The sequence below is a fragment of the Prevotella sp. HMSC077E09 genome (genome assembly GCF_001814685.1).
GTDB lineage: Bacteria > Bacteroidota > Bacteroidia > Bacteroidales > Bacteroidaceae > Prevotella > Prevotella oris.
Genome location: NZ_KV817521.1, coordinates 1 through 17,959, shown reverse-complemented (window position 1 = coordinate 17,959; position 17,959 = coordinate 1). Strand labels below are relative to the sequence as shown.

The 17,959-nt window shown below is 45.3% G+C and carries 12 protein-coding genes and 1 pseudogene; 5 read left to right on the top strand and 8 right to left on the bottom strand.

Annotation, left to right across the window (positions count from 1 at the left end):
• Positions 1-19: 19 nt before the first annotated feature.
• The 5 genes and pseudogenes from HMPREF2983_RS03625 to argS form a co-directional block, all read right to left on the bottom strand.
• Complete coding sequence (locus HMPREF2983_RS03625; RefSeq protein WP_070666851.1) at positions 20-694, bottom strand: NigD1/NigD2 family lipoprotein; 675 nt, start codon at positions 692-694, stop codon at positions 20-22.
• Between the two features lie 131 nt (positions 695-825).
• A complete protein-coding gene (locus HMPREF2983_RS03620) occupies positions 826-1,386 on the bottom strand; it encodes a pilus assembly protein N-terminal domain-containing protein (RefSeq protein WP_004378281.1) in 561 nt (186 codons plus the stop codon).
• Between the two features lie 318 nt (positions 1,387-1,704).
• Positions 1,705-2,247 (bottom strand): RNase H family protein, encoded by a 543-nt coding sequence (locus tag HMPREF2983_RS14485; RefSeq protein WP_371441335.1) that lies wholly within the window; start codon positions 2,245-2,247, stop codon positions 1,705-1,707.
• Positions 2,248-2,259: 12 nt separating this feature from the next.
• Positions 2,260-2,580 (bottom strand): annotated as a pseudogene (locus HMPREF2983_RS14480) (endonuclease domain-containing protein); the annotation flags it as partial.
• Positions 2,581-2,634: 54 nt separating this feature from the next.
• Positions 2,635-4,452 (bottom strand): arginine--tRNA ligase, encoded by a 1,818-nt coding sequence (gene argS / locus HMPREF2983_RS03610; protein ID WP_070666896.1) that lies wholly within the window; start codon positions 4,450-4,452, stop codon positions 2,635-2,637.
• Positions 4,453-4,831: 379 nt separating this feature from the next.
• On the opposite strand from argS, the gene cysS reads away from it, so the two are divergent.
• The 5 genes from cysS (at position 4,832) to eno (ending at position 10,683) form a co-directional block, all read left to right on the top strand.
• Positions 4,832-6,322, top strand: coding sequence for a cysteine--tRNA ligase (gene cysS, locus HMPREF2983_RS03605; RefSeq protein ID WP_070666848.1), 1,491 nt, complete (start codon positions 4,832-4,834; stop codon positions 6,320-6,322).
• Positions 6,323-6,563: 241 nt separating this feature from the next.
• Positions 6,564-7,454, top strand: coding sequence for a LicD family protein (locus tag HMPREF2983_RS03600; protein ID WP_070666846.1), 891 nt, complete (start codon positions 6,564-6,566; stop codon positions 7,452-7,454).
• Entirely contained in the window at positions 7,451-8,170 is a 720-nt protein-coding gene (locus HMPREF2983_RS03595) for an IspD/TarI family cytidylyltransferase (RefSeq protein ID WP_070666844.1), read from the top strand. The genes HMPREF2983_RS03600 and HMPREF2983_RS03595 overlap by 4 nt, the downstream gene beginning before the upstream one ends.
• 10 nt (positions 8,171-8,180) lie before the next feature.
• A complete protein-coding gene (locus tag HMPREF2983_RS03590; protein WP_070666894.1) occupies positions 8,181-9,209 on the top strand; it encodes an NAD-dependent epimerase/dehydratase family protein in 1,029 nt (342 codons plus the stop codon).
• Between the two features lie 166 nt (positions 9,210-9,375).
• Complete coding sequence (gene eno / locus HMPREF2983_RS03585) at positions 9,376-10,683, top strand: phosphopyruvate hydratase (protein WP_004378295.1); 1,308 nt, start codon at positions 9,376-9,378, stop codon at positions 10,681-10,683.
• Between the two features lie 831 nt (positions 10,684-11,514).
• Here eno and HMPREF2983_RS03580 read toward each other — a convergent pair.
• The 3 genes from HMPREF2983_RS03580 to HMPREF2983_RS03570 form a co-directional block, all read right to left on the bottom strand.
• Positions 11,515-13,473, bottom strand: a complete 1,959-nt coding sequence (locus tag HMPREF2983_RS03580; protein ID WP_070666842.1) for an alpha-L-arabinofuranosidase C-terminal domain-containing protein — start codon at positions 13,471-13,473, stop codon at positions 11,515-11,517.
• 102 nt (positions 13,474-13,575) lie between these two features.
• On the bottom strand, positions 13,576-16,761 hold the full coding sequence (locus tag HMPREF2983_RS03575; protein WP_070666840.1) for a glycoside hydrolase family 2 TIM barrel-domain containing protein: 3,186 nt from the start codon (positions 16,759-16,761) through the stop codon (positions 13,576-13,578).
• Positions 16,762-17,322: 561 nt separating this feature from the next.
• On the bottom strand, positions 17,323-17,523 hold the full coding sequence (locus HMPREF2983_RS03570; protein ID WP_004375380.1) for a hypothetical protein: 201 nt from the start codon (positions 17,521-17,523) through the stop codon (positions 17,323-17,325).
• Between the last annotated feature and the right edge of the window lie 436 nt (positions 17,524-17,959).

Sequence of the window (17,959 nt, the reverse complement as noted above, 5' to 3'; positions counted from 1 at the left end):
AAGGACACCTGTGTTAGTACTATTTACGGGTGGTGTATTTGAATTTCACACTCTTCATGCCCGAGAATGATTGCCACTTCAAAATTAAATCAACGCTTTTTCCCTGCGTATCGGGCAGATCTTTAAGACTGAAAGCCACAAGTCCGTCGCTCACGAAACCTCTTGTATCGCCGAATGCATTATGGTGAAGCACCACTTCGTAGGGTTTATCACCTTTGACAAGATTGATAGCATGCTTTGTGCGATTGCCGAAATAGGTGCGGAACCTCAGTGTGAGATAGCCGTCTTCCACAACCGTTGTCCAGTCCTTGACGATTTCGATGGCATCATTACCATATTTTTCGTTGTTCTTGTCTCCAAAACTTTGCGCTATGTTCTTTGTAAGTATGGTGTCGACCCAATTCACATACGCGCTTTTTGAATAATGTCCGCTCTGTCCCTCTTGGACTTTGAAGTTTGTGAGTGCTCGCAATTCCTTCTTACCATAGAGCGACTTATCGATATTGACAGGAAGAATAGTGGTAGAATCGTCTAACTGGAAATAGACTTGTCCGGTGGAACTGTTGGTCTTGATGGTAACAAGTGCATTCGGATAACGAACAGAATAATCCGTATCATCATTATCACAGGAATACAAATACAGTGAGCTCAGCGCAACGATAAAACTGAAAGCATAGAAAAATAAACGTTTCATCTTAGATCCTCCTATTTTTGATGATATTACGACAGTGTGAATATTGATGATAAATATGAATGATAAATGAAAGGATAGGGAGCTGTTCTGCAAGAGAAGCCTCCCTATTCCTGAGTCATGAGAATTCCGGTTTATTTCACGGTAACAGTGAATGTGCCCGATGCTTTGTCCTTATCCATAACTGTTATCGTTGTGGTTCCGGCTTTAACGCCTTTGACAGTAATCTTGCCATCCTTTTCCATGGCAGTAGCAATGTTCTTGTCTTTCACATTGACTGTAAACGGAGCTTTGCCTGATTTGATGGCAACCACCCCCTCTTTACCTGCGGGAACAGTTATCGTCTGCTTATCAAACGACACAGGAGCAAACACATTAACAGAGAGCGTGCCGGTCTTTTTGTTCTTATCCGTAACGACAATGGAAGCTTTTCCTACTGCTACACCCGTAACAGTCATCATGTTTTTATCAACCTTGACAGTAGCAAGCTTCTCATTTGTAGACTTTGCCGTGTATGGCTGTGTTCCGTTACCAATGGTGACTTTGGCAGAAGCACCTTGAGCAACCTCAACTTTAGCAACACTAAACTTCAGCCCCTTGTTGTCATCCTTATCATCTTTGCAAGATGCTAATGTTACAATACCAAGGCAGCATACTGCCATCATCATTGACTTGAAAATAGTTTTTGTTTTCATTTTCTTTTAATTGTTTTTTATGAAATAGTATGATTTAAACTCACTTAATAAAAGCAAGTCTCCAAATAGCTTGCTTGATAAAAACTTAATGTAAGTTAATAGTGAAAAATAGAAGCAAGTATATTTAAAACAAAGATTCTGCAATCATGTATATTCAAAAGGCGTGAGCCTTGTATATAGACCCACGCTTAAATAAAATAATGTATAAGAAAATGTTCTGGTTTTACTTTGATTGTCAAACTGTCAATTCATGACAAAACGGTGTTTTACATCTTGTACTGTCGTTGCTAATTTAGGAGTATATTTATAAACCAGACATTATTTCCTGCCGAAGTCGGCAGGTATCTCTCCCCATTTTTTGGTTTCCCATTTGATGATGCGGGTTTGGATATTGTGTGTGCGTAGCCAGTTTTCGGCGCGGGCAACAATCTGATAGAGAGCTTCGGTCTGTGATGTATGCTCTAATTTTGTTTTGCATTTCTTGTTGTGCACCCATAGAATGGCATTATAGCTGTCCGAATAGATTACTTTTTCTTTATCGCCCTGTTTGTCGAGTAAAGCCAAGGCGTGGACGATAGCAAGGAATTCTCCAATATTGTTTGTGCCATGCATGGGGCCGAAATGAAACACCCTCGCCCCTGTCTGCAAGTCAATGGCCTGGTATTCCATAGGCCCTGGATTTCCCGAACAGGCTGCATCAACAGCCCAAGCGTTGCGTTCCACTTCGGGAAAGGAGCCTCCCCCGGCCCCTCCGAAAGGAGGGGAGACCAAACTCGCAGCATTCTTTTCGGGGTTGTTTTGGCCCGTTAAGGAGGTACTCTCCTCTTTTTTGAAGGGCCGGGGGAGGCTTTCTTTATTCATGATTGCTCGTTTTATTTTGTTGACAACCTGATAAGGGGAATGCAAAACTTCATCATTTGTGACCCTCAACACTTGGTAGCCCATACGATTTAAGTCGTTGGTTCGGAGTTGGTCATTAATCGGTTGGTCGCCTTTGAAATGGTATTTGCCGTCTATTTCAATAATTAAATGATAGTGAAGTGACACGAAATCCGCAATATAGTCACCGATAATATGTTGCTGACGAAACTTATATCCTAACGATTTTGACTTCAATATAGTCCATAGGGCACGCTCTGCATCTGTCAGGAACATTTTGTTTTCCTTGGCATATTGCTTCAGCTTGTCATACATTGCAGTGTCGGCAGTTTGATAGATATAGTGTTTAGTCATAAAAGGAAAAGCCTTTTACATCCTCTCCGGTACTTCAATCCCCAGCAGTTCCATGCCGTTCTTGATGATCTTTGCAACGTTCTTGGCCAGCATCAAGCGCGTAATCTTCTCGGTTTCAGTGTCGGCATTGAGAATACTATAGTCGTGATAGAACTGGTTAAAGTCTTTGGTCAACTCGTAACAGTAGTTGGCAATGCCACTCGGACTGTAGTCCTTGCCGGCCTGTTCAACGGCAGCACCAAACTCGTTGAGCTTCTGAATCAATTGGATTTCCTTCTCGTTGAGCGGAGCATCAGTGTTCAATGTGGTTGGAACAGTAATGTTTTCAGCCTCTGCCTTGCGCAGAATAGAGCGGATGCGCGCATAGGTATATTGGATAAACGGCCCCGTGTTGCCATTGAAGTCGATACTCTCTTCCGGGTTGAAAAGCATGTTCTTGCGGGCATCTACTTTCAGAATGAAATATTTCAGTGCACCTAAACCAACAATGCGAGCCACATTCTGTTTCTCTTCCTCGGTCATATCCTTGAACTTACCGAGTTCATCACTTGTCTTGCGGGCATCATCAATCATTGCAGCAATAAGGTCGTCAGCATCTACAACGGTACCCTCGCGACTCTTCATCTTGCCATTGGGCAGTTCAACCATACCGTAAGAGAAGTGCACAAGCTCCTTACCCCACTTGAAACCAAGGCGGTCAAGCAAGATTGAAAGCACTTGGAAGTGATAGTTCTGCTCGTTTCCAACAACATAAATCATCTTGTCTATAGGATAATCCTTAAAGCGCATATCGGCTGTTCCGATATCCTGCGTCATGTAAACCGAAGTGCCGTCGCTTCGGAGCAACAGCTTCTGATCCAGTCCTTCATTAGTAAGATCTGCCCATACACTGTTGTCATCCTTGCGAAAGAAAAGCCCTTTGGCGAGCCCTTCCTCTACCTTCTTCTTGCCCTCGAGGTATGTATTCGATTCATAATAAATCTTGTCGAAGCCTACACCTAATGCTTTATAGGTTTCATCAAAGCCTGCATAGACCCAATTGTTCATTTTTTCCCAAAGCGAACGCACTTCCTTGTCGCCCTGTTCCCACTTCACTAACATCTCGTGTGCTTCTTTCATGAGTGGTGCTTCGGCTTTAGCTTTTTCGCCGGCAGCCTCTTCGTCCATGCCTTCCTGCATGTACTGGGCCTTCAAAGTCTCGCATTCAGCTCTGTAATGCTTGTCGAATGCCACATAGAAATCACCAATCAGATGATCGCCTTTCTTCCCTGCTTGTTCGGGAGTTACACCGTTCCCCCATTTCAACCAGGCCAACATCGACTTGCAGATGTGAATACCTCTGTCGTTCACAATATTGGTTTTAACCACTTTGTTGCCATTAGCCTCCATGATTTGAGCCAATGACCAGCCCAGAAGATTATTGCGCACATGGCCCAGATGTAGTGGTTTGTTGGTGTTTGGAGAACTGTATTCAATCATCACTAACGGTGAGTTGTCGGTTACTTTCTTTTCACCAAACTCCTCGTCGGCATTGATATCGTTGAGCAATTCAATCCATGCTTCCTTGGCAACAGTGAGGTTCAAGAACCCTTTCACTACATTGAAAGCAGCCACTGCACTGCATTCTTTCACCAAAGCCTCACCGATTTCCTGTGCGGTCTGCTCTGGATTTTTCTTCGAAATCTTCAAGAAAGGGAAGACCACCAACGTCAGGTTGCCTTCAAAGTTGCTACGTGTCTTTTGCAGTTGCACCATCTTTTCAGGCACATCCTGACCATAGAGTCCCTTCACCACGCTGATAACGGAACTGCATATTGCGTTTTCAATATTCATACCGGTAATAATATTATAATTCGAATTCATTTGCAAATTTACAATAAAAAGGGTGGAATACAAAATAATTGGAGTAAGAAAAGGAATAGGCGGATTGTAATATAGCATTCCTCTAATTTTAGATTAAACGATTGTGTAAAGCTGTTCCCATGCTGACATATCATTCGTTTCACTGCTTCATATGTAAAAAGCATGTGGTATGGAATACCTTTGCGGTCGCTAATCACAGCGAAAGAGGCTGCAAAAAGAAAGATGCTGACTATAAAGAAAAATAGAACTTCATCGTGAGCAGGCCTTCTCCAAAGAAAACAAAGCGTTTCTTTTGCCATTCATCTTTTTTCCATTAACTTTGCATTCATATTTATAAACCGTTCAGAATATGGAGCAAAATCTCATCATTTACAATACACTTACACGTCAGAAAGAGTTGTTCAAACCGCTGCATGCGCCTAACGTGGGCATGTATGTATGTGGCCCGACCGTCTATGGCGACCCACATTTGGGGCACGCACGCCCTGCAATCACCTTTGATATCCTTTTCCGCTACCTGAAACATCTTGGGTATAAGGTGCGTTATGTGCGCAATATCACCGATGTGGGCCATTTGGAACACGATGCAGATGAGGGCGATGACAAGATAGAAAAGAAAGCACGACTCGAACAGTTGGAGCCTATGGAGATAGCACAGTACTACACCAACCGCTATCATGCAGCCATGGAAGCCCTCAATGTGCTGCCTCCTTCGATTGAACCGCATGCGACAGGGCACATCATCGAGCAGGAAGAACTTGTCAAGGAAATCCTTAAGAACGGCTATGCCTATGAAAGTAATGGCAGCATCTACTTTGATGTAGAGAAATACGACAAGGAACATAAGTATGGAATTCTGTCGGGTCGCAACCTCACGGATATGATTAATAACAGCCGTGAGCTTCAAGGTGTGGGTGAAAAGAAGAACCAAGTGGATTTTGCCCTATGGAAAAAGGCGCAGCCCGAACACATCATGCGTTGGCCCAGTCCATGGAGTGTAGGCTTCCCAGGTTGGCATTGCGAGTGTACGGCTATGGGAAGGAAATATCTCGGCAGCCATTTCGATATTCATGGTGGTGGCATGGATCTTATATTCCCACACCATGAATGTGAGATTGCCCAGGCTGTTGCCAGTCAAGGTGACCAGATGGTGCACTATTGGATGCATAACAACATGATTACGATCAATGGTCAGAAGATGGGAAAGAGTCTTGGAAACTTCATTACTTTGGAGCAGTTCTTCACGGGAAATCATGAGAGTCTCACGCAGGCCTATACGCCGATGACAATTCGTTTCTTCATTCTTTCGGCGCATTATCGCGGTACTGTCGACTTCTCCAATGAGGCTTTGGAAGCTGCCCAGAAAGGGTATGAACGACTGATGAATGCTTTTGACGACCTTGAACGCGTTCCGGTGAGCAGCCACTGTGATGCTGAAACCGACAAATTCGTAAAGGCTTTCCGTCAACGTTGCTATGAAGCAATGAACGATGACCTGCAGACTCCGCTCGTTATCAGCTATCTTTTCGAGGCTTGTCATCTCATCAATACACTTCTCGACCATAAAGCGGAGATCTGTGCTGATTGCCTGAAAGAGCTTGGTGATGCCATGAAACTCTTTGCTTTCGACCTTCTCGGACTGAAAAACGAAAAGGGTGACAACAATGTTGCACGCGAAGAAGCCTATGGAAAAGTAGTCGACATGGTGCTTGACCTGCGTGCCAAGGCTAAAGCAGACAAGGACTGGACTACCAGTGACAAGATACGTGATGCCCTTGCAGCTGCAGGTTTCGAGGTGAAAGACACCAAAGACGGCGTCACCTGGAAGTTGAATAAATAGTTTTTTGAAAGAAATAAAAACCCTTTTTCAGCGTGAATGCGAAGCCATTCTTTGGCTTCGGCATTCTCGCTTTCATTTTCTTACCTTATCATTCCATTCGTTTTGTTCATCCACGAATGCCGAAAATCACAGCATTCTCATATGTCCTGTCAGGCATGTGCAGTTTTCTTTTTAGGTCTTACCTTATTATTTTAGGCATTGAAGCAGTCTAAAATCAAAAAAAATATGTAAGTTTGCAACCATGCAAGAGGTGACAAAAGAACTACAACCGAAATGGAATGCCGTGATTATTGATGTGTTTGCGGCCTTCATCCGTATTTGCGAGCAGTATGGACTGCGCTATTTCTGTGCAGGAGGAACGGCAATCGGTGCCGTGCGTCATCAGGGAATGATACCTTGGGACGATGATATTGATGTGTTCATGCCACGTCCCGACTACGACCGCTTCCTTGCTTTGGCAGCCCATTCGATGCCCGAGGGCTACGAGGTGATGACCCCTTATAACACCAAGGACTATCCGATGTATTTCTCCAAGATGTGCAATGCACGCACAACGCTGCTTGAAAACGAGCATATCCCCTGTATTTTCGGACTCTATATAGATATTTTTCCTTTGGACGGGGCTTGTGACGACATTGAAACCTGCTATCAGAAAAAGTGTCGTTTCAAGCGTTTGATGAACAAATTGGAAGCTATTTCCACGCATAACAGCTTCGGTGAGTATGTTTCGCTGCTGAAAAAACGAAGTGAATGGGGCCGTTTTGCAGTGAAGACCGTAGCTTTCTTCTGTCGTCCATGGCTTCGGAAGTGGCTCTTGAAACAGATGGACACCATTGCTTATGCCAATGACTACGCGCAATCTTCAAGCGTTGTCACTTACAGTGGAGTGTATCATAGACAGGAAATCTATCCGAAAGCATGGCTTGAAACACCGCAGTCATTTTCCTTTGAGGGTCTCATGGTGAACCTTCCCCATGATTATGACGCCTATCTTCGCCATTTCTTCGGTGATTATATGACGCTCCCTCCTGTGGAAAAGCGGGCATCTCATCATCAGAAAGTGTTCTTTAATCTCGATAAACGCATTGCTTTGAGCGATGTAAAAAGCCTATTGAAAAAGACAAAATCATGAATATTGCCGTTATTTTTGCCGGTGGTTCAGGACTGCGTATGCACACAAAGTCGAAGCCGAAGCAGTTTCTTGACCTCAACGGAAAGCCCATTATCATCTATACTTTGGAGCTGTTCGACAATCATCCGATGATAGATGGCATTGTCGTGGCCTGCATTGAAAGCTGGATTCCCTATCTGAAGAAACAGCTGAAGAAGTTTGAAATCAACAAGGTTGTAAGCATTGTACCAGGCGGAGCAACAGGACAAGACTCCATTTACAACGGACTTTGTGCAGCCGAAGCCTATGCAAAGGGGGATAATGCCACGGTGTTAATCCACGATGGTGTGCGTCCGTTGATTACCGAAGATACGATAACCGACAATATAAATAAGGTGGATGAATGCGGTTCCTGCATCACTTGCGTGCCTGCCACAGAGACTTTCATCGTCAAACAAGCCGACGGAAGTCTTGAAATTCCAACGCGTTCGGCTTCGCTGATAGCGCGTGCACCGCAGTCATTCAAGTTGAATGATATCCTTGCAGCCCACAGGAAGGCTATCAAAGAGGGGCGTCACGACTATATAGACTCGTGCACGATGATGAACAGTCAAGGCATGATATTGGGTACTGTCATTGGCCCGATGGAGAATATCAAGATTACTACGCCTACCGATTTCTTCGTTTTGCGGGCCATGGTGAAAGTACATGAAGACCAACAGATATTCGGTTTATAGATCACAAGGCATGAATACAGTATTAGATAACGACATCAGAGCGTTCAAAGAGCAGTTCAGTCTCAAGTCATCTTTAGCAGGAACGACGGTTTGTGTAACGGGATCAACTGGGCTTTTGGGCAGTATTGCAGTGAAATGTCTGTTGGGTATCGATGCAAAAGTCGTGGCAGTCATTCGTGATGAGGCTAAGGCCGAGCGTGTGTTAGGGCCGGAAAACGACCGACTTTGTTACTATCTCTACGATTTTTCGAATGCCGACAGCAGAGAGTTCATGCCCCCTGAGACCGTCGACTATGTCATTCATTTTGCCAGCCCCACGGCATCCAAGTATTTCGTTGACAGGCCGGTAGAGACTATCAACACGATATATCAAGGCACGAAAGCCGTGTTGTCGTATGCCATAAAGCAGCCGTTGAAGTCGCTTGTCTTTGCTTCTTCTGTAGAAGTTTATGGCATGATAACTGATGATACTATTCCTGTAACGGAAGAGATGCAGGGATATGTTGATCCGATTTCTGTGAGGAGCAGTTATCCTATGGCTAAAAGACTCGCCGAAACCCTATGCCATTCCTATACAGAAGAATATCATTGCCCTGTGAAGATAGCCCGACTTGCACAGGTGTTTGGCGCAGGAGTTGCCCAGAATGATACACGAGTGTTTGCTCAGTTTGCGCGATGTGTGCTTGAACAAAAGGACATTGTGCTTCACACGCATGGCACTTTAGCCCATTGTTATTGTTATACTACTGATGCAATTGCTGGTGTATTGTATGTGTTGTTGAAAGGAAATGACGGTGAAGTCTATAATGTTTCTAATCCATCAACCTATATTTCAATTAGAGGGATGGCTGAAAAAGTTTGTCAAGAGTTTTGTCCTTCCATTAAAATAACTATTGAGTTGAATGGAAAAATGGGGTTTCCTCCTGCAACGATGTTGGTACAGTCTTCTGCCAAATTAGAGGCTTTAGGCTGGAAACCGCATTATAATCTGCATGAGATGTACGACAGACTGATACATTCCATGAGGGAAATGGCATAATGATATTGAACATTGTGCATTGAAATTTGAACTTTCTGATGTGTTATTTTGGCTTAAATAGGACAGAAAAAACCTGTAAACCACCATTTTTAGGTATTGCAAAAAAGATAGGTTTTCTTTATCTTTGCCTCACGAAAACATAAGGAACTCTATAACAAAAAGAACTATGAAGATTGAAAAAATCCATGCAAGAGAAATCCTCGACTCAAGAGGTAATCCAACAGTTGAAGTAGAAGTAACCCTCGAAAACGGCGTAATGGGCCGCGCAAGTGTACCTTCCGGTGCATCAACGGGTGAGAATGAAGCCCTCGAATTGCGTGACGGCGACAAGCAACGCTTCGGTGGTAAGGGCGTACTTAAAGCTGTGGAGAACGTCAATAACGTGATAGCTCCGGCCTTGAAAGGCGATTGTGTATTCAATCAGCGCGCCCTTGATTACAAGATGTTAGCGCTTGACGGCACACCAACCAAGAGCAAACTCGGTGCCAACGCCATTCTCGGTGTGAGTCTTGCTGTTGCTCAAACCGCTGCAAAAGCACTCAACATACCATTGTATCGCTATATCGGTGGCGCTAATACTTATGTGCTCCCGGTACCTATGATGAATATCATCAACGGTGGTGCACACAGCGATGCACCGATTGCTTTCCAGGAGTTTATGATCCGTCCTGTAGGTGCTCCTACTGAAAAAGAGGCTATCCGAATGGGTGCCGAGGTGTTCCATGCACTGGCAAAGAACTTGAAGAAGCGTGGACTTTCTACCGCTGTAGGTGACGAAGGAGGCTTTGCACCGAAGTTTGACGGTATTGAAGACGCCCTCGACTCTATCATCCAGGCTATCAAGGACGCTGGTTACGAGCCGGGAAAAGACGTGAAGATTGCCATGGACTGCGCTGCTTCAGAGTTTGCTGTGCAGGAGAACGGACAGTGGTTCTACGACTATCGCCAGCTGAAGAACGGCATGCCGAAGGATCCCAACGGTAAGAAGCTCACCGCAGATGAGCAGATTGCTTATCTCGAAGAACTCATCACAAAATATCCTATCGACTCTATTGAGGACGGACTCGACGAGAACGACTGGGAAAACTGGGTGAAACTGACCGCTAAAATCGGTGACCGTTGCCAGTTGGTAGGCGATGATTTGTTCGTAACCAACGTGAAGTTCCTCGAAAAGGGCATCAAGATGGGTGCAGGAAATGCTATCCTTATCAAGGTGAACCAGATTGGTTCGCTCACTGAAACCCTTGAAGCTATCGAAATGGCACACCGTCATGGCTACACAACGGTTACCTCTCACCGCTCAGGAGAGACAGAAGATACAACGATTGCCGACATTGCTGTAGCTACAAACTCAGGCCAGATTAAGACCGGTTCTATGAGCCGTACCGACCGTATGGCGAAGTACAACCAACTCATCCGCATTGAGGAAGAGCTTGGTGGCGTAGCAAAATATGGCTATAAGAAGCTTCGCTAATTCACGCTTCAAACCCTCATGGCTCAAAGTCGGGATTGACAATGTGGGCGCATCGGCACGCTTTAAGGGTGCAAAGTCAAAAGAACTGCGCCGCAAGAAAAGCTTTTCTTTATTTTTGGAAGGGGGAAACTGTCAATCCTAATGGTGAGTTTTGAAGATAGAATATGATATGAAAAAGGGGTGACCAATGTTGATTGGCCACCCCTTTTCATATATTGCTGTCAGCAAGGTCTGTGGTTTCGTGCATGTTCGAAACAGAAAGTGGCGAGTCGCCAAATGGCTTTTATTTTCTTATGCCTTGCGATAGGTGGTGTAATCCCTATGCAAACACTTTTCCGTTGCGCTCTGTTTGTTTCGCTTGTCGGCTGCTCCTGTGAGGAATAATCATGGGAAGCGAATAATAGGTTAATATTCGTCATTATTCTTTACAATCGCTTTTAAATGCTTTGCAAATTCAGAACGAATGTCTTTCTCTTTCCAAATACGCGTCGTTTTTGGACAGTTTGCAATGTGTTGACAATCAGATGATTACAGAAATCAAGTTGAAAAACGGACTGAAATCATGCTGAAAAGCGTTGTAATTTGCATCAGATTACAACGTGTTTTGACTTGAAAAGCGAGACAATCTCAGTCATCTTGCATGGTAAAGTGACTGAGATTGCAAAGCTTGGAGACAGAAACGAGGACTTCGAAGCCATGAAATGACTTCACATTTGCTTGAGAAACGGTTTTTCGTTTCTATTTGCCCGTGGGGAAAAGTGTTAAAAACAAGGAAGAAAATTGACAGCCGAAACGCCCTCCTCTCCCTTGAGAAGAGGAGGGGATAAGTTTTCAGAACCGATATACTGCAAAGGTCTTGGCGGGCACTTTCACTGAAAGCATGTTGCCATGAGCTTCGACATCAGAAGTCTGGGGCACCACATGGGTCTTGTTTTCCAACGAGTTCGTTGCGCGAGGGTCGTTGCTGTGCAGTGTGATAAGCTTGCCCTTGCCAAGATTTTTGAGGCCCGTGAAGGTGAGATTGATATGCTGTTCTTTGTCTCCGGCATTGACAATCTTAACGATGTAGGCCTTGGCGGTCTTGTCGTACACGGCACTTGCGTAGAGATTTTCATGGCCTTCGACAGGCTTTCCGCCTTCGGTGAGACTCAAAACATGGGTGCCTCGGTTCGTGGCATAAAGCATTTGGACATACCAGTTGACTGAACGCACGCTCTCAAGATTGTTGAACCAGATGAGATCGGGACGCCATTGCCAGCCTTCAACATGTGCGAAGAGGGGCGCATAGGTGGCTTGATAAACCACGTCGGCATTGCGTTCAAGTCCTGTCATGAATGCCGCTTCAGACAAGGCAGCTTCAAAATTGTTCATAGCTACAGTCGGTTGCTTGTCAAGTCCATGCACATGAGCCGCATATTCGCCTGCAAACACCTTCGGTCCCGTGCGGTTATAGTTGTCATAACGACCTGCATTCTTCAGGAACCAGTCGGGAGTCATGTAATAATGTTCGTCAACAAGGTCTACACCGAGCCTGCGCATCTGCTCCCAACCATAATCAAACTCCTTGCCACTTGCTGAAGGACCAGACGAGCCGCATATCTTGATGTGAGGGTATTTGGCGCGGATTTGCTTCACAAACAATGCTAATCGTTCGGGATAGAGCGGGCCCCACTGTTCGTTTCCAATACCAATCTGCTTGAGATTGAACGGTGCCGGGTGGCCCATATCGGCGCGCAGGCGTCCCCATTTGCTCGTAACGGGACCATTGGCAAACTCAATGAGGTCGAGTGCATCATCGATATAAGGCTGCAGGTCGGCGGTGCAGACGTGTGCATTCTTGTCGTTGTCGTCGTTCTGATATTGGCAGGCTAATCCGCAACTCAGCACAGGAAGCGGTTCGGCTCCAATCTTTTCGGAGAGTAGGAAGAACTCATAGAAGCCTAAACCCAATGTCTGATAATAATTCGGGTACATGCGATGTGGGAACGTATAATTCCATCTGTTCTCGTTCAACGGACGGTTTTCTGCAGGGCCAACTGTGTTTTTCCATTGATAACGTGTAGCCAGATCAGTGCCTTCAACGATACAACCGCCGGGGAAACGGAATATGCCCGGATGCAGGTCGGCAAGGTCTTTTACGAGGTCGGCACGCATACCTTGCCAGCTGTCTGCAGGGAAAAGACTCACATGGTCGATGTCAACACTCTCGCTGCCTTCAAGGAAAATGCGGAGCAATCCCTTTTCAATGGTCTTGTCAGAAGTGAGCGTTGCCGTGTGTTTCTGCCATTTGTTGCTCGTCACAGTGACCGTAGCCTTGCTGATAGGACGGTCTTCTTCGTCGACAAGTTCTATGCGGAACTTGGCTTCTTTGCCTTGCAAGGTGTGCAAACGGGCATAGACTGTAAAGTCATAATGCATGCCTTTCTTCAGTCCCATGCCGAAGAAACCGCGGTTTTCAAGGCCCGTCCATTTCTCACGATGCCCCGCATTGGCCAATGTTACGTAGTGGGGATTGCGGTCGAAAGCAGGCTTGACATCGCTCACGGTGACATCACCGAAGGTGTTCCAACCCATTAATCGGTCGGGAAACTCAAACGAACGGTTCTCTACCATCTCGGCATAAAGGCCGCCATCGGCACCGAAATTGATGTCTTCGAAGAAGATGCCATACATCGTCGGCTGTATGGTTGCACCGGGTTTGGTGCTGACCGTGAACTGATGTTGTGCGTTGATGCCGACTGAAGTCAGTGCAGTCAACAGCAAAGTCGATAGGATTTTCTTTGTATTCATATTAGGTTTTTGTTATACTTTCAGTGGTATTGTGGGTGCAAAAATAAGAAAATCCACCTCCGTGGAGGTGGATTTTATGAGTTAAAAGGTGGATAAAACGCGTTATTTCATGCGAGGAGAAATAGAGAACTCAAAGCTCCGGTCGCCATAGTGCAGGCGATAAGGCTCCAAAGGCCATGAACCCCAGCTGTCTGTTCCGCCCACTCCGGCCTGCTCTTTGTCGATACAAAGGTTGGTGAAAGGCGACTTCTTCACCTGGTAACTATGTCGTTGTTCTTTCTCAAGTCCGTCGTCAAGGTCGGCAATGGCATAGTGGAGGGCCGACATGGAGAGGTCACCCGACAGGCCATGGATTTCAATTCCCGTGCCCGAAGCATTGGTCTGCTGCCACCACTTGATGTCTTGTTTCGTGCCGGTCTCCTGTGGACGGATGTAAGGGAAGAACTGTTGATCGGCTGTTTGCTTATAGATGCCGATGCGTTCTGAAGCTTTTCGGTCGCTATAGTTCTCTATTGGGCCACGTCCGAAGAAGCGACTTTGATCCATGTCATACGGCATCTGCATCACCATTCCGAAGCGAAGCATGTCGCTTACCTTGGCATCCTTGTCGGTCGTCATCTGCATCTTGACATTCAACTTGCCTTTTTCGAAGATGGTATAGGTGAGCTTTAACTTTGCTTTTACAGCCGGCATGTCATAGCATGCAATGATAGTTGGATGCGCTTTCATGGTTCCATTAGCTACCGTTTGAGTGGTTAATGAAATCAATTTCATTTCAGGATTGCGCCAAACACCAAGCTTATGCTGGAAATCGGCACCCATATCGTTGTCTGTCAAAGCACGCCAGAAGTTGGGTTTCAACATGCCGCCATTGCCTAACATGTCGGTTCCGCCAACCTCATATTGGGTCAACCAGCCTGTTGTTCGGTCGAAACCAAGGGTGAAGTTGTTGCCTGCAACACGGATAACCGGTTCTTTCTTCTTGTCGATGAACTTCACTTTCACGGGTGAAGGTTCGTACATGGCATGTGCAACAGGCGCATCTGACTTGAATTGCTGATGTGCAACCGACTGTCCTTTAGCCATGAGTGGCTCGGCTTCTTTCAGCAGATAATCCACATTTAAGTACATGAATCGGCTGGACTTTTCATCTAATGGCAACTGAATTTCAGCCGTTTGCTGTGGCTGAACATTCAGATTGTCGATGTTTCCTGATGCAAGTTCCTGTCCGTATTCATCCAAGGCAGTCCACTTCAAGCGGTAGTTGCTGAGGTCACGGAAGAAATATTCGTTCTTGATTCGTATCTTTCCAGCATCCAAGTCCACGGGCTCTGTCCATATATCTTGATACTGATAAGCCAGTTCATAGGCATGAGGATTGAGCTGACGGTCGGGACCTATGATGCCGTTGCAGTTGAAGTTGTTGTCTGACGGGTCGTAGTTGTTGTAGTCACCACCATAGCAATATTGCTCTTGGTTACCTGTTCCAGGTTCCAGCGAAGCTGCTTTTGCCTCATAATCAGCCAGTGTTCTGTTGGCTTTATAATTCGGTTTCTTGTGCAATCCCTGGTCAACGAAGTCCCAATCGAAGCCTCCTTGGAACTTAGGATACTTACGAACGAGCTGCCAATATTCGGCAAGATTGCCCCCGGAATTACCCATCGTGTGATTGTATTCGCATTGAATGAGCGGCAATGTCTTCGTGGAATCAAGGCAGTATTTCTCGCAGTATTTCACGGGATAATACATCGGACAGAAGATATCCGAAGCCCTTCCACCTCTCCATGCAGCGCGTTCATACTGCACAGGACGCGACGGATCCTGTTGCTTAACCCAATCATAAGCTTTGTCGAAATGGTCACAATATTTGCTTTCATTGCCCAAACTCCACACGATAATGCTTGGATGATTGAAGTGAGAAGCTACATTATGCTGGTTGCGTTGCATCACCGGAGCAGCAAACTGCTGCTGAAGCATCAATGAATTCTCATCATAACCGAAGCCATGACTCTCCTGATTGGACTCTGAAACAAGGTAGAGTCCATACTTATCACATAGGTCATACCAGCGCGGATCATCGGGATAATGGCATGTTCTGACAGCATTGATGTTCAGACGCTTCATGATTTTGATGTCTTGTATCATGCGTTCTGTGCTCACAACATAGCCTCCGTCGGGGTCCATCTCATGGCGGTCAGCTCCTTTGATGAGGATAGGCTGGCCGTTGACCAACAGTTGTGAATTCTTGATTTCAATCTTGCGGAAGCCCACTTTCTGTGTGATGACCTCCTTTACCTGGCGCTTCTGGTCTTTCACCGTAGCCACAAGGGTATATAAATAAGGTGTCTCTGCAGTCCATTTCTTCACGTTACGGATGACGAAATGCACGTTTCCACTTTGCCGTTTCTTGAAGTTTGACTCGGTTTTCACCACTGCAACGCCGTTAGCATTCAGCAATTCGAAGTCGATAATAGGGTTACCTTTCGCCGTGACTGCTATCATGGCATCGCCGTCTGTATAGTTATTGGTGAGGTCAGGAGTGATGCGAATGTCATCAATATGGATGTTGTTGTCGCGTGAATAAAGGTAGCATTCGCGAGCAACTCCGCTTAATCTCCAGAAATCTTGGTCTTCACTGTAAGACCCGTCACACCATCTGAACGTCTGGAATGCTATGAGGTTTTCACCCGGTTTGAGGTATTTTGTAATGTCATGTTCGGCAGCCATCTTGCTGTCTTCAGTGTAACCGACATACTGTCCGTTAACCCAGAGATACATATTCGATGTGACCGACCCGAAGTGGGCAATGACCTGACGGCCTTTCCACGTGTCGGGAAGCGTGATGACACGGCGGTAACTGCCCACGTGGTTGTCTTTAATCGGAACCTGTGGAGGGTTGTCTTTGAAGTGACCTCGCCATGCAAAGCCGACGTTTAAGTATACAGGATCGCCATAACCATTAACTTCCCAGCACCCCGGCACACTCATCTTGCCCCATGAGGCATCGTTGAAAGCAGGCTGATAGAAGTCGGTCGGACGTTCATCGGCATTAGCAACCCAATTGAATTTCCAGTCGCCTTCGAGTGAAAGATAATTGTTCGAATGCTCCTTTTCGCCTTTCAGTGCCTTGTCAGCTGACTCAAAAGCGAAGAAATCGGTGTGCAAGGGAAAACGGTTCACCTCGTTAACAGCACAGTCGTGCCACTCTGTAAACGTTGGTTGTAGCTGGGCATGACCACATAACGGACTTGCCAAGGCAACCACTGCAAACAAAAGATTCTTATTCATGTCTTAATGGTTTGAAGTTTTTGGGGTATATGGATATGTGGACAAAGATACGCAAAAAAAACATTTCCTGCAAGGAATGGCGAGAGGAATAGCTTGGAGTTTAGAAAGATTATGTTTGGGGAAATCATGCCGTCAGACGGGAACGAAACTTGATTTACATCAAAAATTCGCGGTATAATTCATGGAAGTTGGCAACAGATGAGGTCTTCTTTTGAAATTATTTCTATTTTCGCAGACACAAAACGACAATAGGTTTTAGGTTTAGAAGATTGATTAGAGAGCATCTCATAGGTATAGTTAAGGTAAGCGAAAGATTATTTTTCAGGATATAAAGATATAACATAGGATTAGTCTGAGGTAAAAACAGAGATTGTTTGAAAGGATAACGTATTACGTTTTAGGTTTTTAGTTATTATTTTCAGGTTGAAGTTAGTTAGTCAATAAGCGTATGTGGGAAGCTGAAAGGCGTCCCACCGATGAGTATCGGAGTGAGAAATCTACTCCGATTTTTTGTTCTTGCAGGGTGTGTTGCTTGCCGTTGGCCGGCTTTCTGCCTTTACTTTATTCGGAAAGCAGCATGGCAGCCGTCTCTTCGGGCGTGTTGAAAGGCATGCCAAAGGCTAAGTCTTCATCAGAAAACGACGTCAGGATGTCTTTCACTTCTTTCTCCGTGAGTCTCGGTTCGCCGTTTTCCTTGGTTGCTTTCAGCATGATTTGCCTCACTTGTTCGCGGTAGTCGTCAATTAATGTCTTTTCTCCCATGTCTGAAAATAAGTCTGTAAGCTTTTCATTTTATGATTTACAAAGTTACGGAAATATTCTGTATGAAAGACATTTCCAGTCATCTTTTTATTCCACAGCAGGAGAAACATGGGCTTATCGGCAACGGAAAGCGGCATAACCAATATTACAAAACGCCATGAAAAGGGAGAAAAGAAATCTCCCTGACAGGCTGTATCCACAGTGACAACAAACGGGAAAGAAAGCAGGATGACCGCGCTTGTTTTTCAATGGCAAACACCTTGATTTATAACTCCATTCATATTACGCTGCAAAATAATTCTTAAAATGTATCTAACTGAAAATAAAAAAGTTACCTCGCTGTAAAAACTAAACAGGTAACGATTTGGAAACGAGCGAAGTACTTTCTATCGCATATTTCTACATCAACAAAGAACGCTTGTTATTCTATTTGCAA